General features: G+C 52.5%; 16 protein-coding genes. 1 reads left to right on the top strand and 15 read right to left on the bottom strand.

The features are described from left to right. Positions 1–83 precede the first annotated feature (83 nt). Entirely contained in the window at positions 84–2,198 is a 2,115-nt protein-coding gene (locus QSV34_RS00125) for an ATP-binding protein (RefSeq protein ID WP_289150912.1), read from the top strand. 130 nt (positions 2,199–2,328) lie between these two features. Here QSV34_RS00125 and QSV34_RS00130 read toward each other — a convergent pair whose 3' ends face one another. From QSV34_RS00130 to gspF, 15 genes are all read right to left on the bottom strand, one after another. Beyond that, the gene (locus tag QSV34_RS00130) at positions 2,329–5,655 is read right to left on the bottom strand and encodes a TonB-dependent receptor domain-containing protein (protein ID WP_289150914.1); all 3,327 of its coding nucleotides are present in this window, start codon (positions 5,653–5,655) and stop codon (positions 2,329–2,331) included. A gap of 148 nt (positions 5,656–5,803) precedes the next feature. Then, the gene (locus QSV34_RS00135; protein WP_289150916.1) at positions 5,804–6,868 is read right to left on the bottom strand and encodes a FecR family protein; all 1,065 of its coding nucleotides are present in this window, start codon (positions 6,866–6,868) and stop codon (positions 5,804–5,806) included. Next, positions 6,865–7,458: an RNA polymerase sigma factor gene (locus QSV34_RS00140; protein WP_289150918.1), complete on the bottom strand. Its 594-nt coding sequence runs from the start codon at positions 7,456–7,458 to the stop codon at positions 6,865–6,867. The genes QSV34_RS00135 and QSV34_RS00140 overlap by 4 nt, the downstream gene beginning before the upstream one ends. 401 nt (positions 7,459–7,859) lie before the next feature. Beyond that, positions 7,860–8,708 (bottom strand): tetratricopeptide repeat protein, encoded by an 849-nt coding sequence (locus tag QSV34_RS00145; RefSeq protein ID WP_289150920.1) that lies wholly within the window; start codon positions 8,706–8,708, stop codon positions 7,860–7,862. A gap of 131 nt (positions 8,709–8,839) precedes the next feature. Continuing rightward, the gene (locus tag QSV34_RS00150; protein WP_289150922.1) at positions 8,840–9,382 is read right to left on the bottom strand and encodes a glutathione peroxidase; all 543 of its coding nucleotides are present in this window, start codon (positions 9,380–9,382) and stop codon (positions 8,840–8,842) included. Between the two features lie 48 nt (positions 9,383–9,430). Beyond that, positions 9,431–10,390 carry an FAD:protein FMN transferase gene (locus QSV34_RS00155; protein WP_289150924.1) on the bottom strand — a complete coding sequence of 320 codons (960 nt, stop codon included), beginning with the start codon at positions 10,388–10,390 and terminating at the stop codon, positions 9,431–9,433. Positions 10,391–10,405: 15 nt separating this feature from the next. Beyond that, positions 10,406–11,158, bottom strand: coding sequence for a type II secretion system protein N (locus tag QSV34_RS00160; RefSeq protein ID WP_289150926.1), 753 nt, complete (start codon positions 11,156–11,158; stop codon positions 10,406–10,408). Further along, positions 11,155–11,625, bottom strand: a complete 471-nt coding sequence (locus QSV34_RS00165; RefSeq protein WP_289150928.1) for a type II secretion system protein M — start codon at positions 11,623–11,625, stop codon at positions 11,155–11,157. Before QSV34_RS00165 ends, QSV34_RS00160 begins: the two co-directional genes overlap by 4 nt. Before the next feature lie 2 nt (positions 11,626–11,627). Further along, the gene (gene gspL / locus QSV34_RS00170) at positions 11,628–12,866 is read right to left on the bottom strand and encodes a type II secretion system protein GspL (protein ID WP_289150930.1); all 1,239 of its coding nucleotides are present in this window, start codon (positions 12,864–12,866) and stop codon (positions 11,628–11,630) included. A 143-nt stretch (positions 12,867–13,009) separates the two neighbouring features. Then, positions 13,010–14,053 (bottom strand): type II secretion system minor pseudopilin GspK, encoded by a 1,044-nt coding sequence (gene gspK, locus QSV34_RS00175; protein WP_289150932.1) that lies wholly within the window; start codon positions 14,051–14,053, stop codon positions 13,010–13,012. Further along, positions 14,016–14,657 (bottom strand): type II secretion system minor pseudopilin GspJ, encoded by a 642-nt coding sequence (gene gspJ / locus QSV34_RS00180; protein WP_289150934.1) that lies wholly within the window; start codon positions 14,655–14,657, stop codon positions 14,016–14,018. Before gspJ ends, gspK begins: the two co-directional genes overlap by 38 nt. After that, complete coding sequence (gspI, locus tag QSV34_RS00185; RefSeq protein ID WP_289150936.1) at positions 14,654–15,025, bottom strand: type II secretion system minor pseudopilin GspI; 372 nt, start codon at positions 15,023–15,025, stop codon at positions 14,654–14,656. The genes gspJ and gspI overlap by 4 nt, the downstream gene beginning before the upstream one ends. 164 nt (positions 15,026–15,189) lie before the next feature. Then, on the bottom strand, positions 15,190–15,774 hold the full coding sequence (gene gspH / locus QSV34_RS00190; RefSeq protein WP_289150938.1) for a type II secretion system minor pseudopilin GspH: 585 nt from the start codon (positions 15,772–15,774) through the stop codon (positions 15,190–15,192). A gap of 38 nt (positions 15,775–15,812) precedes the next feature. Then, positions 15,813–16,274 (bottom strand): type II secretion system major pseudopilin GspG, encoded by a 462-nt coding sequence (gspG, locus tag QSV34_RS00195; protein WP_289150940.1) that lies wholly within the window; start codon positions 16,272–16,274, stop codon positions 15,813–15,815. Between the two features lie 14 nt (positions 16,275–16,288). Next, positions 16,289–17,509: a type II secretion system inner membrane protein GspF gene (gene gspF / locus QSV34_RS00200; protein WP_289150942.1), complete on the bottom strand. Its 1,221-nt coding sequence runs from the start codon at positions 17,507–17,509 to the stop codon at positions 16,289–16,291. Positions 17,510–17,538: the final 29 nt, after the last annotated feature.

Consider the following 17,538-nt stretch of genomic DNA (forward strand, 5'->3'; position numbering starts at 1 on the left):
GGCGACGAGCTTACATGGATGTATTCACAGCGTGTCACAGAAAATAACGCCGTTACCGCGTTACCACCATTGGAATTTCTGCTGTGAGCAAACTGCGCGGCCCACGTCTCAGTACCAAGCTGATTTTATTGGGCTTGGTACTACTGGTAATTCCCTACTTGGGAACCCAGACCTTGCGCGCCATGAAAAACTTTCTGGTAGGTGGTCAGCAGCAAGCGCAGTTAATGACAGCCCAAGGCATCGCCACCCTACTCTACGGCCGCGATGAACTGTTTAACGACACGCCACCTACCCTCGAAGGCTACGCCACCCTGCCCATTTATCCGTTGCAGTCAGATATTCGGCTGGATGCGGATGACGACGAATGGAGCACTCACGGCCTGACATTGAAATCGGAGCCTTACAGTAATTTTCATCTTGTACTGGGCGAACGGGACGGCAACCTTTACGGACTGCTGGAAGCAAACGACAGTACCTCTGTCAATCGCGATCCCAGCTACAACCGCCTCAACCATGCGGATCATGTACGCCTGTATTTCCGCGACCGGGAAGGAGTTGAGCAACGCGCCCAAATCGTCTGGGAAGGCAACGGCAAAACCACCACCTACTTTATGGACAACCAGTGGGTCAATGCCACCGATCGGGGGCTGCCGGACTATCGCATACAGGGTTTTATACGCCGCGGTGACAACGACTACCGACTGGAATTTCGCATCCCCCTGAACATGATCAGCGACGGTCACCTAGGGGTTGCGGTGGCGGATGCCTGGGAGGTAGAAGGCCGCAAGGAAATCAACACTTTGAGTGGCACCTTCGACACCATCGATGGCAACCCTTACAGCCCCATGGTACTGCGCTCGGCGCAGCTGCAGACCATTCTCGACAGCATCGCACAAACCTCATCCCGCATCTGGATTCTCGACAGCGAGTTGCGAGTACGCGCCAATAGCGGTGAACTCGCGGATGACAACCCCTACATGACCACGGACGACCTGCCCATAAGCGCTGGTAACCTGTGGGACAGCATTATCTCCCGCGCCACTGACCGCCTGATCGGCATTCCCAGAGGGGATATTGAAGACTACGACCCCAGCCTGACCAGCAGCCGCAGCGATAACATATTGGTGGACGCTCTCGATAACCGGGCAACTACCCACAACCGCGACTCACTGGATGAGAAAACCCGCATTATCAGCGCCGCTTCGCCCATCCGAAGCGAAGACAATCAGGTCATCGGTGTGGTGCTGCTGGAACAAAGCACCCACCAGGTGCTGCAGCAGCAGAGTAAATCTCTGGAAAGAGTGACAGAGCGCACCCTGCTCAGCCTGATCGCCATTGTCGTGGCCATGCTGTTGTTCGCCGCCCGCCTGGCCTGGCGCATTCGCCGCCTGGGGCGGGAAACCAATACCTCAATCGATGACTACGGGCGCCTGCAAGGCATCAGTATTTCCAAAGACCTGCGCGCTGGCGACGAAATTGGCGACCTGGCCCGCAACATCAACCTGGCGCTGGAAAAGCTCAACCAGCACCAGGGATTTCTCGCCAATATTCCCCGCACCCTGAGGCACGAGATCAACAACCCGCTGAACACCATCAGTACGTCACTGGACAATTTGGAGCGGGAACAACTTACCGATAAAGACAGTACCTATCTGGACAGTGCCCGCCGTGGCCTGATGCGCATCAGCGTGTTAATCGGCAAACTGGCGGACGCCGCCAACCTGGAAGAAGCGCTCAATGCCGAAGATATTTTTGAATTCGACCTGGCCGCCATGCTCAGTGCCTATGTGGAAAACCAGCAAAAGCTGAGCCCGGATCACAAGCTGTTGTTGAATATGGACAGCGACTCTGTGCCCTTCCAGGGCTCGGATATGCACATAGAACAACTGTTGGACAAACTGCTGGACAACGCCAGAGATTTTAGTGAAAAGGATGCCCCAATCACCATCAACCTGTTTGTTAATCGTGAGCTGTGCGAACTTCAGGTTATCAACCAGGGGCCAGCCATTGACGAAAAACAAATCCCCAACCTGTTCCAGATGATGCACTCAAAAAGGCGGGACAAAACACCGGGGCACTTTGGTTTAGGGCTGTATGTAGCCAGGGTAATTGCTGAACATCACGGCGGGTCAATTAAAGCGTTTAATTTGGAAGATGGCTCCGGGCCTTGTTTTAGTGTGCGTTTGCCGCTGGGATAAACTCATTGAAACACTTCTGGCAACACTCAGTAAAAAACCCAAGCAAAATTCCGACTCAAAAAAACCGCCTTCCAGGAAGGCGGTTTTTAATTGGGGGTCATTAAGTATTAGTCAAATACCTGACTTTCTACTAAATACTCATATTAACCCCTAGGAAGAAGAAACGACCGCGAGGGCCCGCTGGACGGGAAAGCGAGGCAAAGTGTGGATCTTTTGCAAACGCATTGTTAACGCCCCCAAACACCTGAATTGTGTTATTAAAGTCATATGACAGAGAGAAATCATGCACCAGAGATGACCCTGCCGAGCTGATGGATACAAATCGGGGGTCATTGGCAATGTCCTGATTTTCAATACCCGGCAGCAACTGCTCATCTTCAAAGCGACCGCTCCAGCCAATCACAAAATCACCAATTGCATAATCCGCATTCATATTGACGATCAATTCCGGACGACCAAAGATGCCAAGTACATCAGTTACTTCATCCGGCTGTGACTGATCACGAGCTTCCTCGTGCTTGATAAAGCGGGTGCCATTGACGGTTAGATCCAGGTAACCATTGGCAACATCAAGGCCATAATCCAGGCGGAAATCGACACCTGAACTCTCTACGGACGAGAAATTGATAAAACCCGTCTGGAAGTTGGTAATAAATCCATCAGTAGCATCCCGTTGCACGGCGGCACAGAACGGGTTATTGATATCTACCGCATCGACACAATTTTGAGCCACTTCAAAACCAGACAGGGTGGTAATCAAATTATCAATTTCAATGTTGTAGTAATCGAGAGTAACCACCAAACCATTAAACAAACCATCGGTTGGATTCCACACCGCACCGACTGTTAAGGTTTCCGCCTCTTCTGGATCCAGATTGGGGTTGCCACTGGCACTACCGGCGACAAAAGCAGACAAGAAATCACTTGAATTGTAAGTGCCGTCCGCCACCGAGTCACCAATCAGGGCGATACAGTTGGCTTCGCGGAAATCAGAACCAGCCCGAATAAAGGCCTGATTACATGGATCCTGGAACGCTTCAATAGTGTCTAAGGTTCTCGGCGAGAATGCTTCGCCAATATTGGGCACCCGAACCGCTTCCGACAGCGTTGTTCTAAACGTCAGCTCCTCGATCGGTGACCACACCCCACCCAGAGTCCAGGCGTCGGTATCACCATAGGGCTCGTAGTCAGATGCCCGGTAGGCGGTACGCAGCTCCAGGCGCTCGGCAAAGCGCTTGCCCGTTAACAGTGGCAGTTGCGCCTCGACAAAGAACTCGGAAACATCATACTCACCATTAGACGGCAAAGTTGCACCGCCCTGTGAATCCTGTGTGCTGGAGGTTACACCCAGTGCGGAAAAACCGCTCGGGGTAAACTGACTGCTTTCCCGGCGCCACTCATATCCAAGGGCAAAACCGACCGGCCCGGCGGGCAGCTCGAACAAATCGGTGGTGGTGCCAGACATAACCGCAAGGATATTCTCTTGCTCGATCTGGTTTTGCGCTGTTTCTGGTTGGTAAATCCAGTCGGCCGCTGCCTGGCTGACAGAATTGGCGCCAAACAGGTTTACCGGCACACAGTTGCCTTGACCGGGCACAAAGGTATTAAAGCCAAAGTTATCATTGACCGCAGGGAACGACGACGTGGGCGGTACGGCAGTGGGGTCCAGTTCTGAGCGACAAACGATCTCGCCGCTTGCAGGATCCCTGACCGCATCAATCGCGGCGAAAAAGCGATCTTCCAGACGCGACCTGACGGTGATATCAGAATCTGTACGGCCATAGTTGTAAGCCACTTCATAACTGATATCGGTATTTGGGATAGAGCCATCGACACCGACTACCAAGCGAAAGGTGCTGCGCTCGGCGACCGGTTCAGGCCTGACGGTCTCATCCAGCATATCCCGTGACATAACCAGGGCGAAATCCACGTCTGGCACCGCCCCTTCCGCTTGCAGGGTATCAAGTTGGCTGCGCAACTCGTCGGGAATAAACGGGTTATCCAAAGCAATGGGAATATTATCGTTAAAGCCATTCACCTGATCGCTTTCACTGGTTTTGCTAAACACCAATTTGGCATCGCCAAAAAAATTCACATAATCATTGACCACATAACTGCCGGCGGTTTGGAACAATATCCGATCGCTTTCAGGCAACAACAGTTCGCTGTCGGGGGCAATGGTTGAGCCGTCACCACCACTGCCATTAAAACCATCGAGAAATACATCGCCGGGGTTGTAGAGACGCAGTTGACCATCGCTGCCCACCACCTGGCAGGCGGGAAATAGTGTGCTGACACCAATTGGGAAATCACAGCCGGGAACACCATCAGAAAAAACAACATCATCAAAGGCGCTGCCACTGAGCGAAATAATCCCGGCACCGCTTGAGATTGGCAACCGCACATCTTGAAGCCATATATTTCTAGCGCTGTTGGGGTCGCTTTCGTCAAATGCAGTATTGGTCACAAAACTGTATATGCCGGACCCCGCGAAGTCGCGGTCGCCAGCGGCAATCGAACTGGCCTGCTGATACTCTATGGCAAATACCATGTCACCTCTGTCCGACGAGAAACCATTGGCCAGAGAGAGAAAAAATTCATTGGCATCACCATCGGCAGAAATGCCTGTTTGGGTACGGATTTCAACGCCGTCAAACGAACTGCCTTTGCGCATATTAAAGTTAACCACACCGGTGACCGCATCGGCGCCGTAGACCGCCGAGGCACCGCCGGTAAGCACTTCAACATTACGAAGCAAAGCGGTTGAGATGGTATTAACATCCACGGAAGCCTCACCCTCGATGGCGGAGACATGACGCCGGCCGTTCTCAACCACCAAGGTGCGTTCGGCACCCAGGTTGCGCAAGTCCAAAAGGCTGGCGCCCAGCGGAGTGCCGTTAAAAGCTGAGAACGAAGCCGGCTGAGAGCTCTGCAGCTGAGGAGCTTCACGCAATAACAGGCCTAAATCAATTTGACCTGACGTTTTGATCTCTGCACTGCCAATACTCATCACCGGACTGGCGGCTTCCAGTGATTGATCCTGGGCAATACGAGAACCAGTAACCACCACCTGCTCGAAGCTCTCTTCGTTCAATTCCGTAGCATCACTGCTGCCCTCATCTTTAGAGGCAGCTGCCTTAATAAGAACCGAATCGTTTGAAACGAATTCATAAGTTAAACCCGACCCTTGCAAGAGCGCATCCAGGGCGGAATTAATAGAGTAATCGCCGTTGATTCCCCGGGAATTGACGCTCAAGCCCAACTCCTGTGGCAGGATAACCTGCACCCCGGCACGCTCACCAAATTCCATTAAAGCACTGCCAATTTTTTGGCTTTTAATTTCCAGCGAGATTGTCTTTTCTGATGCCTGAGCACCACAGGCCAGCGTCAATGCAAGCGCGGCACTGATGCCGACAGCCAGCCGCTTGGCTTTAAAAGTTGCTTTGCTGTTCTTCATTATTTCTCCACCCTTGATAATAGTTATTCCGGTTTAAGCCCTATCAAATCAAGCTCAACCTTATTGCCTGCCAGCGTTTAATACTTTGTTGCAAAAGCAGACACAGAGAACACGCTTCAAAGAAGCGCGCCCCTCGTTTTGGAGAAAATTAATTGGAAGAATTTGGATCTTTTGAAATAACCACTCGGTCAAAGTGCCTGACAACACGAATAGGCAAGCTCATTTCGATAACGTCTATGGCATCATCAATGCGGTCCAGGTGAATGGTCGCGAACAGTCGCAAAGCCATGGCGTCGGCATCTTCGATAAGAATCTTCTTACCCGAATAGCGGTTAAGCTCTTTCACCACGTCTGACAATGGTGCCGCATCAAAACGAACAACGCCTTTTTTCCAGCTGGTTAACCGGCTCAAATTTTCGCTGTAATTGGCTGTCATCGCATTTGACTTCACATCTAATTCCACAACGCCACCCACGCCCACATGGTACTGACTTGCACTGGGCAACAACTGCTCACTGCCATCTTTGGGTAGCGTAAGAGCCTCTCCCGTGAACCCCTGAATTTCGGAGTCGTGGATAGACACCAACCCCTCCGTCACCGCCAGTTTCAGTTTGTCCGGCGCCCGGTAGAGATTAAATTCAGTGCCCAAGACGGTAACAGAGCGCGCTCCGGCAGCCACAGTAAAAGGTTTGCCTGGATCACTGACCACATCAAAATAAGCCTCACCACGGCGCAATGTCACCTCTCGGCTATTGGCTGTATACATCACCAGAAGCTCGGTCGCTGTATTCAGATTAATGCTGGTACCATCTTCAAGGGTAATCGACTTCTGCTCGCCGACTCTGGTGACATAGCGGTCCACCTGAGCCTCAATGCTTTTTGGCTCAGGCCAAAGTTGGAAAACCACAACAACGGCCAAAAGCAAGGAGGCCGCAACCGCCATAAACTGCCAGCCTTTGCGGCTGCCTTGGCTCACCGGCACAGATTTATCACTGCTCGATACAGCCGCCTGTATATCGGCATCGGAAGCCAGAATTTCCAGATCAGAAATCAGGTGATTAGTGGCTAAAAAATGATCTGCGTATTCCGGCGATTCGTTTTTCCAGTTGCTAATTCGCTGCTTTTCCTCAGGGGTAACCTCGTCGGCGTACAGCTTGACGATATCTTCAGAGGACTTTTCAAGAGCCAGCATTTTCTTGAACTTGTTAATCATTTTCCCTCTCCATCCGATACACCAATGGACGCCTTGCGCACTTGAATCAGCGCGCTTTTCAAAAATCTTTCCACCTGCTTTACGGTAACATTCATCCGTTGCGCCGCTTCCTTGTAACTCAGAGATTGAATTCGGGTCAGAATAAAGGCGTCGCGCCATGTAGGCTTGAGGCCCAAAATAACCCGTTTAAGCTGCTCCAGCTCGTCGTGGGCCAAAGCGATGGATTCCGGGGTAGCCAGGCAATGGCTATCCTCATCCTGCTTCTGGGACTTCTGGGTTTCCGCATAGCGCCGCTGGTGGGCTTTGCGACGTTCCATATCCACCACCAGGTTGTTGGCAACCGTATAGATAAACGAACGATTGCTGGAGCCATTGATGGGGAGCCGGGAAGCCAGATCATCCAGGCGCGCCAGGCGGATAAACACCTCTTGCACCACATCCTCCAAATCCTCTCCGACACCGAGGCGCGCCCTCAAAAACCCACGCAACGCCCCACCGTGCTCACGAAACAGCCTATCGAGCACCTGTTCCTGTGATTCAGCGCGCCGGTTGGCAAAATCAACGATGTTAGTGACAGCCTGCTTTGGCAATGCCTATCTCCACTTTTATCTCTAGCTTGACTAGTAACAACATTCAACAACCCATACCGATAACACGTTTGAAACCATCCACCCCCTCACTAGAGGGTAAATAATTTTCTGGTGAAGATTCGGCAGCTGTGATTACGATAGAGAATTACCAGGCAGCTATCTATTTTTTGAACATACTTCGAAATGCCCGCAGACTGGGGGCTGTATGTGGCCAGGGTGATTGCTGAACATCACGGCGGGTCAATTAAAGTGTTTAATTTGGAGGATAATTCAGGACCGTGCTTTAGCGTTAAACTGCCATTGAGTTAGCGATTTGGAATCCCTCACTTAAGTAACTTGTAGCAACCCACTATTTGCTCAAATGTTAAATAGAAACTCCTCCGTTGAAGATAACGACAGTGTCAAAGTTCCCCTCCAACCTCCTTTTGCATCGCGTCAACCTCCAGATTACGCCCATTTTTGAGAAAGTTCTCACGCACTTTGGGAAGGTCATTCAGTAACGGCAACATATCGGGATAAAAAGCCAAACATCTTTGATCAACTTCATCACTGAGGTACAACATCATTTTCAGGTTTAAGGTTTTTGGGATGTTACTGGCGTAGTAACGCGCCTTTTCCAAATCGCCAGCCATGAGCAAATTCTCTACTTGAGCATAACGCACTTTTCCACTTTCCTTGATTTCTGCGAGGGTGGCCACAATCAGTTTTTTGCCAGCATCAGGGTCTTTATCTATGCGATTCAAGTAAAAATCGAAACGCATTCTTACCAGTGGAGCAAAGCCCTGTCGGGCTGCAAAATTGCGCGCTTCCTGCATACGGCCATCGGCAGCCAGAGCGATAAAATACGCTTCGGTGCCGAACATAAAATCAAAGCCTTTTTCAGCAATTACCCTTTCAAATAATTCCCTTGCTTCTGAAAACCGGCCAAGTATGACGTAGGCGTTAAGCAGGTATCCATGAGCCAGCTGCACGTCAGGATAGCGTTCAAAGCTGCGCTGAAATTGTATAAGAGATTCAGTAAACCGCCCTCTATGCCTCAACATGGCACCATAGGCAAGCTCTGCTTTTACATCGCTACCTTTGCTTAGCAAATCCCTCATGATTTGCTCGCTTTTTACCCAATCGCCGCTATCAAAATAAGCCTGGGCGCGGTCAAGAGGGGAATTTTCTTGCGCAGAATTATGTGCGGACAGGCACGGCGCCATGGTGAAAAACAAGAGGAATGTACACAGGGCGCAATATTTTCTCATATGATTATTCTCTGGCCGAAACCTCGCCTTTCAACTCGGAAGATGAATTCAAAGAGACTTCCAGCAACTTGCATCAGTTATTCAGCAAGCGCATCAATTGCTCCGGGTATTTATGCTTTGTTCAAACAAAACTACGAAGCAAGCGCTTTTTTAATGGCAACCACCAACTCTTCTGAATTTGGTTCAACCTTGCTGTTGTACATTTCTATCAGCTTTCCATCGCGACCAATCAGGTATTTAAAGAAGTTCCATTTTGGGTAACCTTTCTGATCCGCAAGGCGTTGGTACAAGGGGTGCACATCGCCGCCCTCTTTCACTGACATTTTCTCAAACATGGGAAATTGCACCCCATAGGTCAAACGACAAAACTGGGCAATTTCTTCTTCGCTGCCGGGCTCCTGGCCTTTAAAGTCGTTACTGGGAAAACCGAGAATAACCAAACCCTGATCGCGGTATTTCTGGTACGTCGCTTCAAGCTGTTCGTACTGGTAGGTATAACCGCATTTGCTGGCTACATTGACCACCAGAACAACATTGCCGTTGTAGGTCTCCGCCAGATTGACTGTCTTATCTCCTGCCAGGGTGCGAACATCAATGTCAAGCAGCTTGGGTTCTGCAAAGGCTGCAACAGCAGAAACAGACAACAGCAGCATTATCAATAAACGGTTTAGCATTTTCATCTCCTGAAATAAGTTAATTGGCCACAATTTGAAAAGCCTATGTTAAGGCTCACCCAAGCCTTGCGAATAAAAGGTCATACCGTATTCATCAATAATAATGGCTTCAAAATCCGCCAGCGAGTTGATCAACTGCAAACCTTTTTCCACACCCATAACAAACACTGAGGTAGACAGTGGATCGGTGTCAAAACCGTTGGGGCCAATCACGCTAACACTGGTAATGCCGTTGGCGGAATAACCGGTTTTGGGGTTGAGAATATGGTGAATTCGCTCGCCGTTTTCGTCGATAAAAAAGCGCTCGTAGTCACCGGATGTGGACAGTGCCTCATCCTGCAGTGGCAGTTTGATGGCAATCTCATTTTTTGTGCCGCGGGGATTTTTAATGCCCGCTACCCAGGGGCGGCCACGGCGATCACCCAGCAACCGGGTATCACCACCAGCACTGATGCTGGCGTGCTCAATGCCCTGCTCCCCAAGTAATTCCACGGCCCGGTCGATAGCGTAACCTTTGGCTATGCCGCCCAGATCAACCTTGATATTGGGGTGCCCAAATCTGACCGCTTTCTTCTGACGATCCAGGGTAACCAGGCGATAGTCAATCACCGCCTCATTGTGTTGCTGTTGGGTGGCTTTTTTGCCCGTGCGATAGTCGTAGCCGTGACCCACAGAAGCAAAAGTGATATCGAAAGCGCCATCAGTCAAACGGCCATAGTAAAGCCCTTTATCCAGCAGTTTGATCATCTCCGCCGATACAGACACCAGACCTTTGGCACCATGCAGGTTAACCCGGTAGAGTTCGCTCTGTTTATCCCAGGGGTTATAAGCGGCGTCAATGCGCTGCATTTCCGCCATTACCGCGTCCACTGCCGCCCTGCCCTGTTTATCCTCAGCGTGCCACAGCATCACTCGCACTTCGGTGCCCATAATGGCTTGGGTGTCACTGTGCCACTGGCACCAGGCAGCGGGAGAAAACAGCAACAGAATCAGTAAAAATCGTGGCATTAAACTCTCTTCCTATTAATAAGTGAACTCAATGCGATAGCTGCCGTTCTGCTGGCGCTCTCCAAACAGGCTTAAGCCTTGAATAATACTTTCCGCGGTTTGCGGCGGCGGTGACACCAGGCCATTAATTTCCATTTTGCCATCCGGGTTCAATAGCACTTGACCATCCAAATCCCAGGGGCCGGAAAGGTCAAAAAAATTGAGTTTGATTTTTTCACCTTGCATGGCCAGATCACCAGCAAGAGTGCCCAAGCCCAGCCATTGGCCACCCAACTCCAGGCGCGCCCGCTGCCAACTGCCATTGCCTGCAATACTGGCGATACGCTGCCCATCCGCTTGCACTTCCGTCAACTGCAATGACAGATCGCCGGCCAGTGGGTAGCCCACCCCGTAGCGCCCAACCCAGTTGGCAGGGAGGTTAACTTCCAGGTTTTCGCCGCCCCAGCGCTGCCCACCCAACCATTGCAATTCGCCGGTGACAATATCACTGCCAGCGAGTTTGACATTTACTTCCGCAGCAGGCGAAAAAGTCAGTAAAGAAAGTGGCTTTAAACGCCATTTCATAGCATCCAGTGCCACTGTAGCTCCCTGGCTACCCATCACCAGTTGCCGCGCACTGCCGTTCCACAGGCTGCCTTGGTAATGAGCCGCCTGAAAGGTCAATTGCTGAGGGATAAACCACTGAATCAAATGTGCCGGTGCGTTGGCAATCACATGGAGTAAAAACAGTGCTGCGCCCAGCGTGATCGCATACTTCAGTTTACTCATCCATTGCCCCGCAAGCGCACCGACACCTTGACGACCCCGCTGTCGCCGGTGGGAGTAATACTGAGGTTGTCCACCACCGCATTGTGGCCGCCTTCCATCTGATTAAGCCATTCTACGAAGTTGTTAAATGCCGCGCGCTCAAAACGCAAAGACACACTGTTGTCGCTGTTGGGAGTGAAATTGCTCATCGCCAAACTGTGGCTGCGGGCACTGTTGCTCACCAAGCGCATCAGGCTGTTACTGTCGATGTTCGCACTGCCAGTAGCTTTCAGGGTTTTCAATTCCGCCGCCAGATTGTGCGCTTCCTGCAGCTGGCTACCCAACCTGACATTGACGCCTTGCTGGTTATCTACCATAGCGTTTAAAGGTTTAACCAGTAGCCACCAAATCAGTATCAACGCCACTATCAGGCCACCGGCCAGCAGTATTTTCTGTTCGCGACGATCGAACTGTTGCCAGTTAGCCATCCTTACCTCCCCGCCACTGCGTTGGCGCGGTCAGCGCGCTGAATACGGAAGTTGCCCTGTTGGCCATCGCCATCGGCACTGGAGGTAAAGCGTACCTGATAACGCTGTTTTTCCAGCGCCATCTGTATTTTTTGCAAGGCGTCAAAGTTGGGTGCCCAACAGTTAATACGTACCTCACCACTGCGGCCAGTAAAAGTGATATTGCCCGGCACGACGCCCTGAGTAGCGGCAAACACGGGCATGATTTCTGCCAGAATCGCGGTGGGAGATTGGTACCCACCGCCGTTGTTGCCGCGGCGCTTGCGCAATTCACTGCGCAGAGAATTAAGCAGGCGTTCTGCAGTTCTACCCGAGATACGTCGCGACAGAGATTCGGAAACTGTCTGGGCAATTTGTTGTTCGATTTTCTGTCCCTGAGTTTTCGCCTGGTTGTATTGCACCACCTGGGCGACCACGAACACCAGCAACACCGCTGCGGCAAAAATCGCCACCCGCTGCCACTGCTGCCACCAACGCGCCACCGGCAGGTGATTGGAAAACTTTCCCTGGCGCATATCCAGTACCGGGCTTTGCTCCGCGGCGGCTAACACTGTCTGCGGCCAGGTTTCCAGGCGGCTCTGACAGCGCTCTCTCAAAGACTCTGGCAACAGGCGTTGCAGCTGACCCAACTGTTGATCGTTGGCGGCCAGCAGCAATACGGATTCCGGCTCGTGCTGCTCACTGAGTTGCTGCAACGCCGTGGGCATCAACGGGGATTCCAGGGCAAACCCCTGGCTGGCACCGCAACGAACCACAACGGAGCGACCACTGACCCCCAGGCTCCAGCCATTTTCTACCTGCGGCAGCATCAGCGGTTCCGGTACCATATGGTTTACTTCAAGGCCGGCTTCCTGAAAGGCGTCGAGCTGTTGTTGCAACCAATCCTGATCGCAACAAGCGGCAGTTACCTGATCATCCTGTGGCGATGTAAACGCAAAATGCAGTTGCTCCACATCGCTGATTAGCTGTTCTTCCAGCTCGTAAGGGGCCGCCTTACGCAGGTGGCGGCGCTCTTTAGTGCTGCAGGGCAACTGATTCAACGCCACTTTGTCGCCGGGCAGCAAAAACCACAACCGGGCACCGCTGAGCAGTTCCCGTTCAGCCTGCAACTGTTGCAGCGAACCCCGCCCTAACACATCGCCGTCGGCAAACCATTGATAGTCACCGTTGCGGGTCAGGCGGATATATAGGGGTTTTGCCATATCTGATTTTCCAAAATCCGCAAAATTTAGGTATCTGTCATCGCGAGCGAAGCGCGGCGATCCAGTTCTTCTAACATAAAGGCAATCAGCAATTGAAAAGTCGCTGGATTGCTTCGCTACGCTCGCAATGACGGTGTTTTCAATTACTGCCAGCTACCCAGCTGGCGATTAACCACTCGCACACCATCGGCGGTGCGGTGTAACAAACTCTGGCCGTAGCTGCGTCGCTGGGCCACCACGGCTTCTGTTCTGAGCATAAAGTAGCCGGTGGAGACGCTCAACTCATCAGTGCTCAAAAATTGCCCTGCTCTTGTGGCCCGATCCAGCAGATCGGACAACAACGCTGTATCGAGAAAGGCATCCATATCGTCATAGCCGCTTTGTCCTCGCTTCGATACCATTTCATCGCCATCCTCTTGTGAAAGTGGCGCCAGCTGGTCACTGATATTCAAGGTTCTCAGCACATGGGCATTCGCGGTGTTGACGTTAAGTGGAGTACCCGCAGGCAGTGCACAGAGATGGGGGGCAACCAACTGGAACAATTCCGCAGTCACTCCTTTCACCAAGCGCAATTCACTGACGCTGAGCATTTCCCGGTTAGCCGGGCGGTAACCCGGTGTGGCAGCGGATTGATAATAGCTGGATTCGGCACCGCCAAAACCGGTGGCTTCGTCGTCCGGGTCGAGCCAGTCAATCACCGCCTCGGTAATTTCCACCGCTTCGTTCTGATCCACTGGTAGCTCTTCAAAGCTCTGCAATAAACGGATAAAACGGCGCTGGGGCACAGTAAAACGCTCGTGAAGTGGCTTGCCATTGCTGTCAGCCACCTTGCCTTGCAGGTTGTTGATATTCAGTCGGCCCTGCATATCTTCCATGGCCAGCTGAACCACAGCAATTTCCAGAGGAAAGCTGTATGGCTGCGCCCAGGGTTCGCCCAGATTATCCACCTGGTTATCTTTCAAGTCTTCATTCAGGTAAAAGCTGGCGGCCTCTTCGCCACCATCAAAAAGTTGCATGCCCTGAGCACCAAACTGGCGATTCTCCGCAAAACGCAAGCCCCGCTCCACATCCCTGTTCATATAAACCGCCATAGCGCCCACTGCCGCCACGATTAGCAGAGCCAATATCAGCGATACCCCTTTCTGACGATCAGGCCGCTGGCAGCATAAACAGGCGTGTGATTTCACCCCATTCCTCCAGCTCCAAGGTAATTTCTACTGCCAGGGGCAGCGCTTCGCTGGCTCCGTTTGCGCTATTGCCAGAAGCCAACCCCACAGGCCATTCCTGCACCCAGGACAGTGGCGCTTGCGGGCGCAAATAACGCAATCTGATCTGTTTGACCCCCTGCAGCAGCGGCAACTGCACCGGTGGCACCTCATCCGTCATATCCAGGTGAGGCCAGTGATCACGCCACAGCTGTTCATCGGCGAGTCTGTACCCTACCCGTTGCAGCTCACTGCGCAGTTGTTGCTGCGGGTTGTGCCAGCCAGCCCGGCTAAAGCGCATCAGGTACACATCAAAGCCACTCAAGTCTGCCTGAGGGATGCCTTCAAAGGCGGACTGCTGTTCGCCCAAATTGACAACCACACTGCGGCGAATGGCCTGTTGCAGATCACGCTCCAGGAGGTTCATGGCCCGATCCAGGGTGTTGAGCTGGCGCAGCTTTTGTTGATTTTGCTCGCCCCCTTCCATGGCGGTATCAAAAGACACATAGGCAACTGTGCCAATAAAAGCGGTGATGGCCATGGCCACCAGTACTTCCACCAGAGTGAAGCCCCTTTGGATGATCATTGTTTTTCTACCGCCGTCAGCGTAACAAGCGGGTCTTCGCCCTCACGGAATACCGTTGTCTCCATGGTGCGGAAGTCTTCATTTGTATTTCGCAAGGCAATAGTGCGCCACTGCCAACGCTGACCAGCCATTTCTACTTCGCCACTGCTTTCGTCTTTCTGGGTCTGACCCAGACGGCGGAGAATGCGCCGTTCAGTGATGCGATCGCCGGCTATCCACTGAGCCATGGCTTTATCGCGCACGTGAGCGGCTGTGTTGCTCCCCGCTTCCACAGAGCTGAGCAGGGCCGGCAAGGCGATAGCGACAACCGCCAGGGCCACCATCACCTCTACCAGAGCCAGGCCGCTTGAACGGCTCTTTAAGGGCACCTCTAAAAATGCACTATTTCCGCGATAGCTGCGTTGGCGTCGTACTCCCTGTTTTGAAAAAGGAAGTCTCATGTATGCCTTATACACTGCGGGTCTCCGTGCGCCGCCGCCTTGCTCTCGCGAAAATATCACGATTTTTAGAAGCACCCTAAAAACTGAAATCATCACAAGGAATCATCCATTTTATCCACCACTTGCGCACGCCCCAGCAAATCCGCCTCCAACTGAAAATGACTGTCACCAGCTTCGCTGATCAGTTGCAGTTGAAACGGGGTGATTTCGCCGTGGCGGTAGAAAAACACCTGCGGTACCGGCTCATCCTCATTGATATCCACCGGTGGCAAACTGTCGTTACCGGCAAAGCGTAATTCCACTTCAACACCCGCAGGAAAGCTAACCGGCGGGAACAACGCCCGCCCTTCTCCCCTTAGCGGCAACCACCAATCCGCTTCGGTCTGATTATCTTCTCTCAGTGCCAGCTCCATTTCCTGGCGCCAGCGATAGGTCCAAATATCGTTTTCATCGCGGCTCAACAACAGGCCAAAGGTAGCGCCGTGAAGCTGGGCTTCTTCCGCCATCAACTCCACTTGCCCTTGAAGTTCTTTCACTTGGCGCTGCAATCGCTGGTGAGTGGAATCGGAAAAAATGGTTACCGTGGCAATGGTGGCAAGCAGACCAAGGATAGTGACCACCACCAACAGCTCCACCATGGTGAAGCCTTGAGGTTTGTGTTTTGGTAGAAAAATCACGAGATTGCTTCGCTACGCTCGCAATGACGGTAGAGCGTTTACTGCTCTTCTTCGCGCCAGTTGCCAATATCTGCGTTCACTTCCTCGCCACCGGCAATGCCATCGGCACCCAGAGTATAGATATCAAAGGGGCCATTCTCACCGGGGCTCTGGTAGTAGTAGGGACGTTCCCAGGGGTCCAGAGGCAGCTCCGGCAGGTAGCCACCGTTTTTCCAGTGGCGCGGCTCCGGTGGCAGTTCCGGTTTATCTACCAGCGCTTCCAAACCTTGCTCTGTGGTGGGGTAGGTGTAATTGTCCAGGCGATACGCAGACAATGCAGTTTTGATGGCGGCAAAATCCGCCTGCACTTTTTGCACGCGAGCCTTGTCGGCACTATCGAGAATATTGGGCACAATCATGCCCGCCAGCAGCGCTACAATCACCAGCACCACCATGATTTCCACCAGAGTAAAGCCTGCGCTTTTGGTGGGTTTTTTCCGGTCTTTTATTACAGTGTTCATTGCAGCAAAGCTCTCTAGATTAAATTGATTTGTTCCGATATAGGCAACAGCACTGCTGCCACAATAAAAATCACAATCACGCCCATAAACACCACCATGGCCGGGGGCAGTATGGACATCATGGCAGCCAGCTTGTAGTCCAGTTCCCGTTCCTGATTGTCCGCCGCCCTGGCAAGCATATCCCCCAACTCACCGCTGAGTTCGCCACTGGCTACCATCTGCACCAGCAGTGGCGGGAATACCTCGGCACGATCCATGGCCACGTTGAGGGAGCTGCCTTCAGACACCATGGTCACCACCGTCTCGCAGCGCTCCCGCAATTCCAGGTTAAACATTACCTGGCGGGCGATCTGAAGTGCATTGAGCAGTGGCACACCGCTGGCCACCAAAATAGACAAGGTGGCAGAGAAACGAGAGCAATCCAGTGCGCGCTTCCATTCACCAATAACCGGAATTTTCAGCTGCATGCGGTGCCAACGTTTGCGATTCTTCTCATTGCGCAGCCACAGCTTGATGGCCACAACCATTAAAGCCATAAGCGCCAACAGATGCAGGCCGTAGTTAACAAAAAAGTTACTGATATCGATCAGCACAACTGTCACAAATGGCAGCTCCTGGCCCCGGCGGGTGAAGGTGCCCAAGAGCTGGGGAACTACTTTGGTCATCAAAAAGGCAACCACGCCGACGGACACCAGCATCAGTATCAGTGGGTAGGTCATTGCACTGCGCAGTTTTTGCACGGTGTTCTGGCCCGCTTCGCAGTATTCGGCGAGACGTGTCAGTACCGGCCCCAGATAACCCGCGCTCTCCCCGGCCTCCACCGTGGCGCGGTAGAGTTCGTCAAAACTGCGTGGGTGTTCGCCAAGGGCGTAGGCCAGGCTGTGGCCTTCCTGAACCCGGCTGCGAATTTGCAGGATCAATTCCTGTGTGCGGGGTTTGTTGTTCTGTTTGGCGCAGGCCTTGAGGGCATCAGTGAGTGGCAGACCGGATTCCACGAGTGTCGCCAGCTGGCGGGTGAACAGCGACAGCTCCGGTGCTTTCAAGCGGCCATGGCTGCTGCGCTGTAAGCGCGACGGTGCCTTGTCGGTGCGCATCGCCTTGGCGGCTTTTACTTCTAACGGGCGCAGGGATTGGGCGCGCAGCTGGCTGCGAATCTGGCGCTCGGAATCCCCTTCCATCACCCCTTTGGTGACAGAGCCGGATTCTGTTAACGCGCGATAGCTGTAGGCGCCCATGAATTACTTACCATTCTTTAAACCTTGTC

The organism is Porticoccus sp. W117 (assembly GCF_030341905.1).
In the GTDB taxonomy this organism is placed as follows: Bacteria; Pseudomonadota; Gammaproteobacteria; order Pseudomonadales; family Porticoccaceae; genus SCSIO-12696.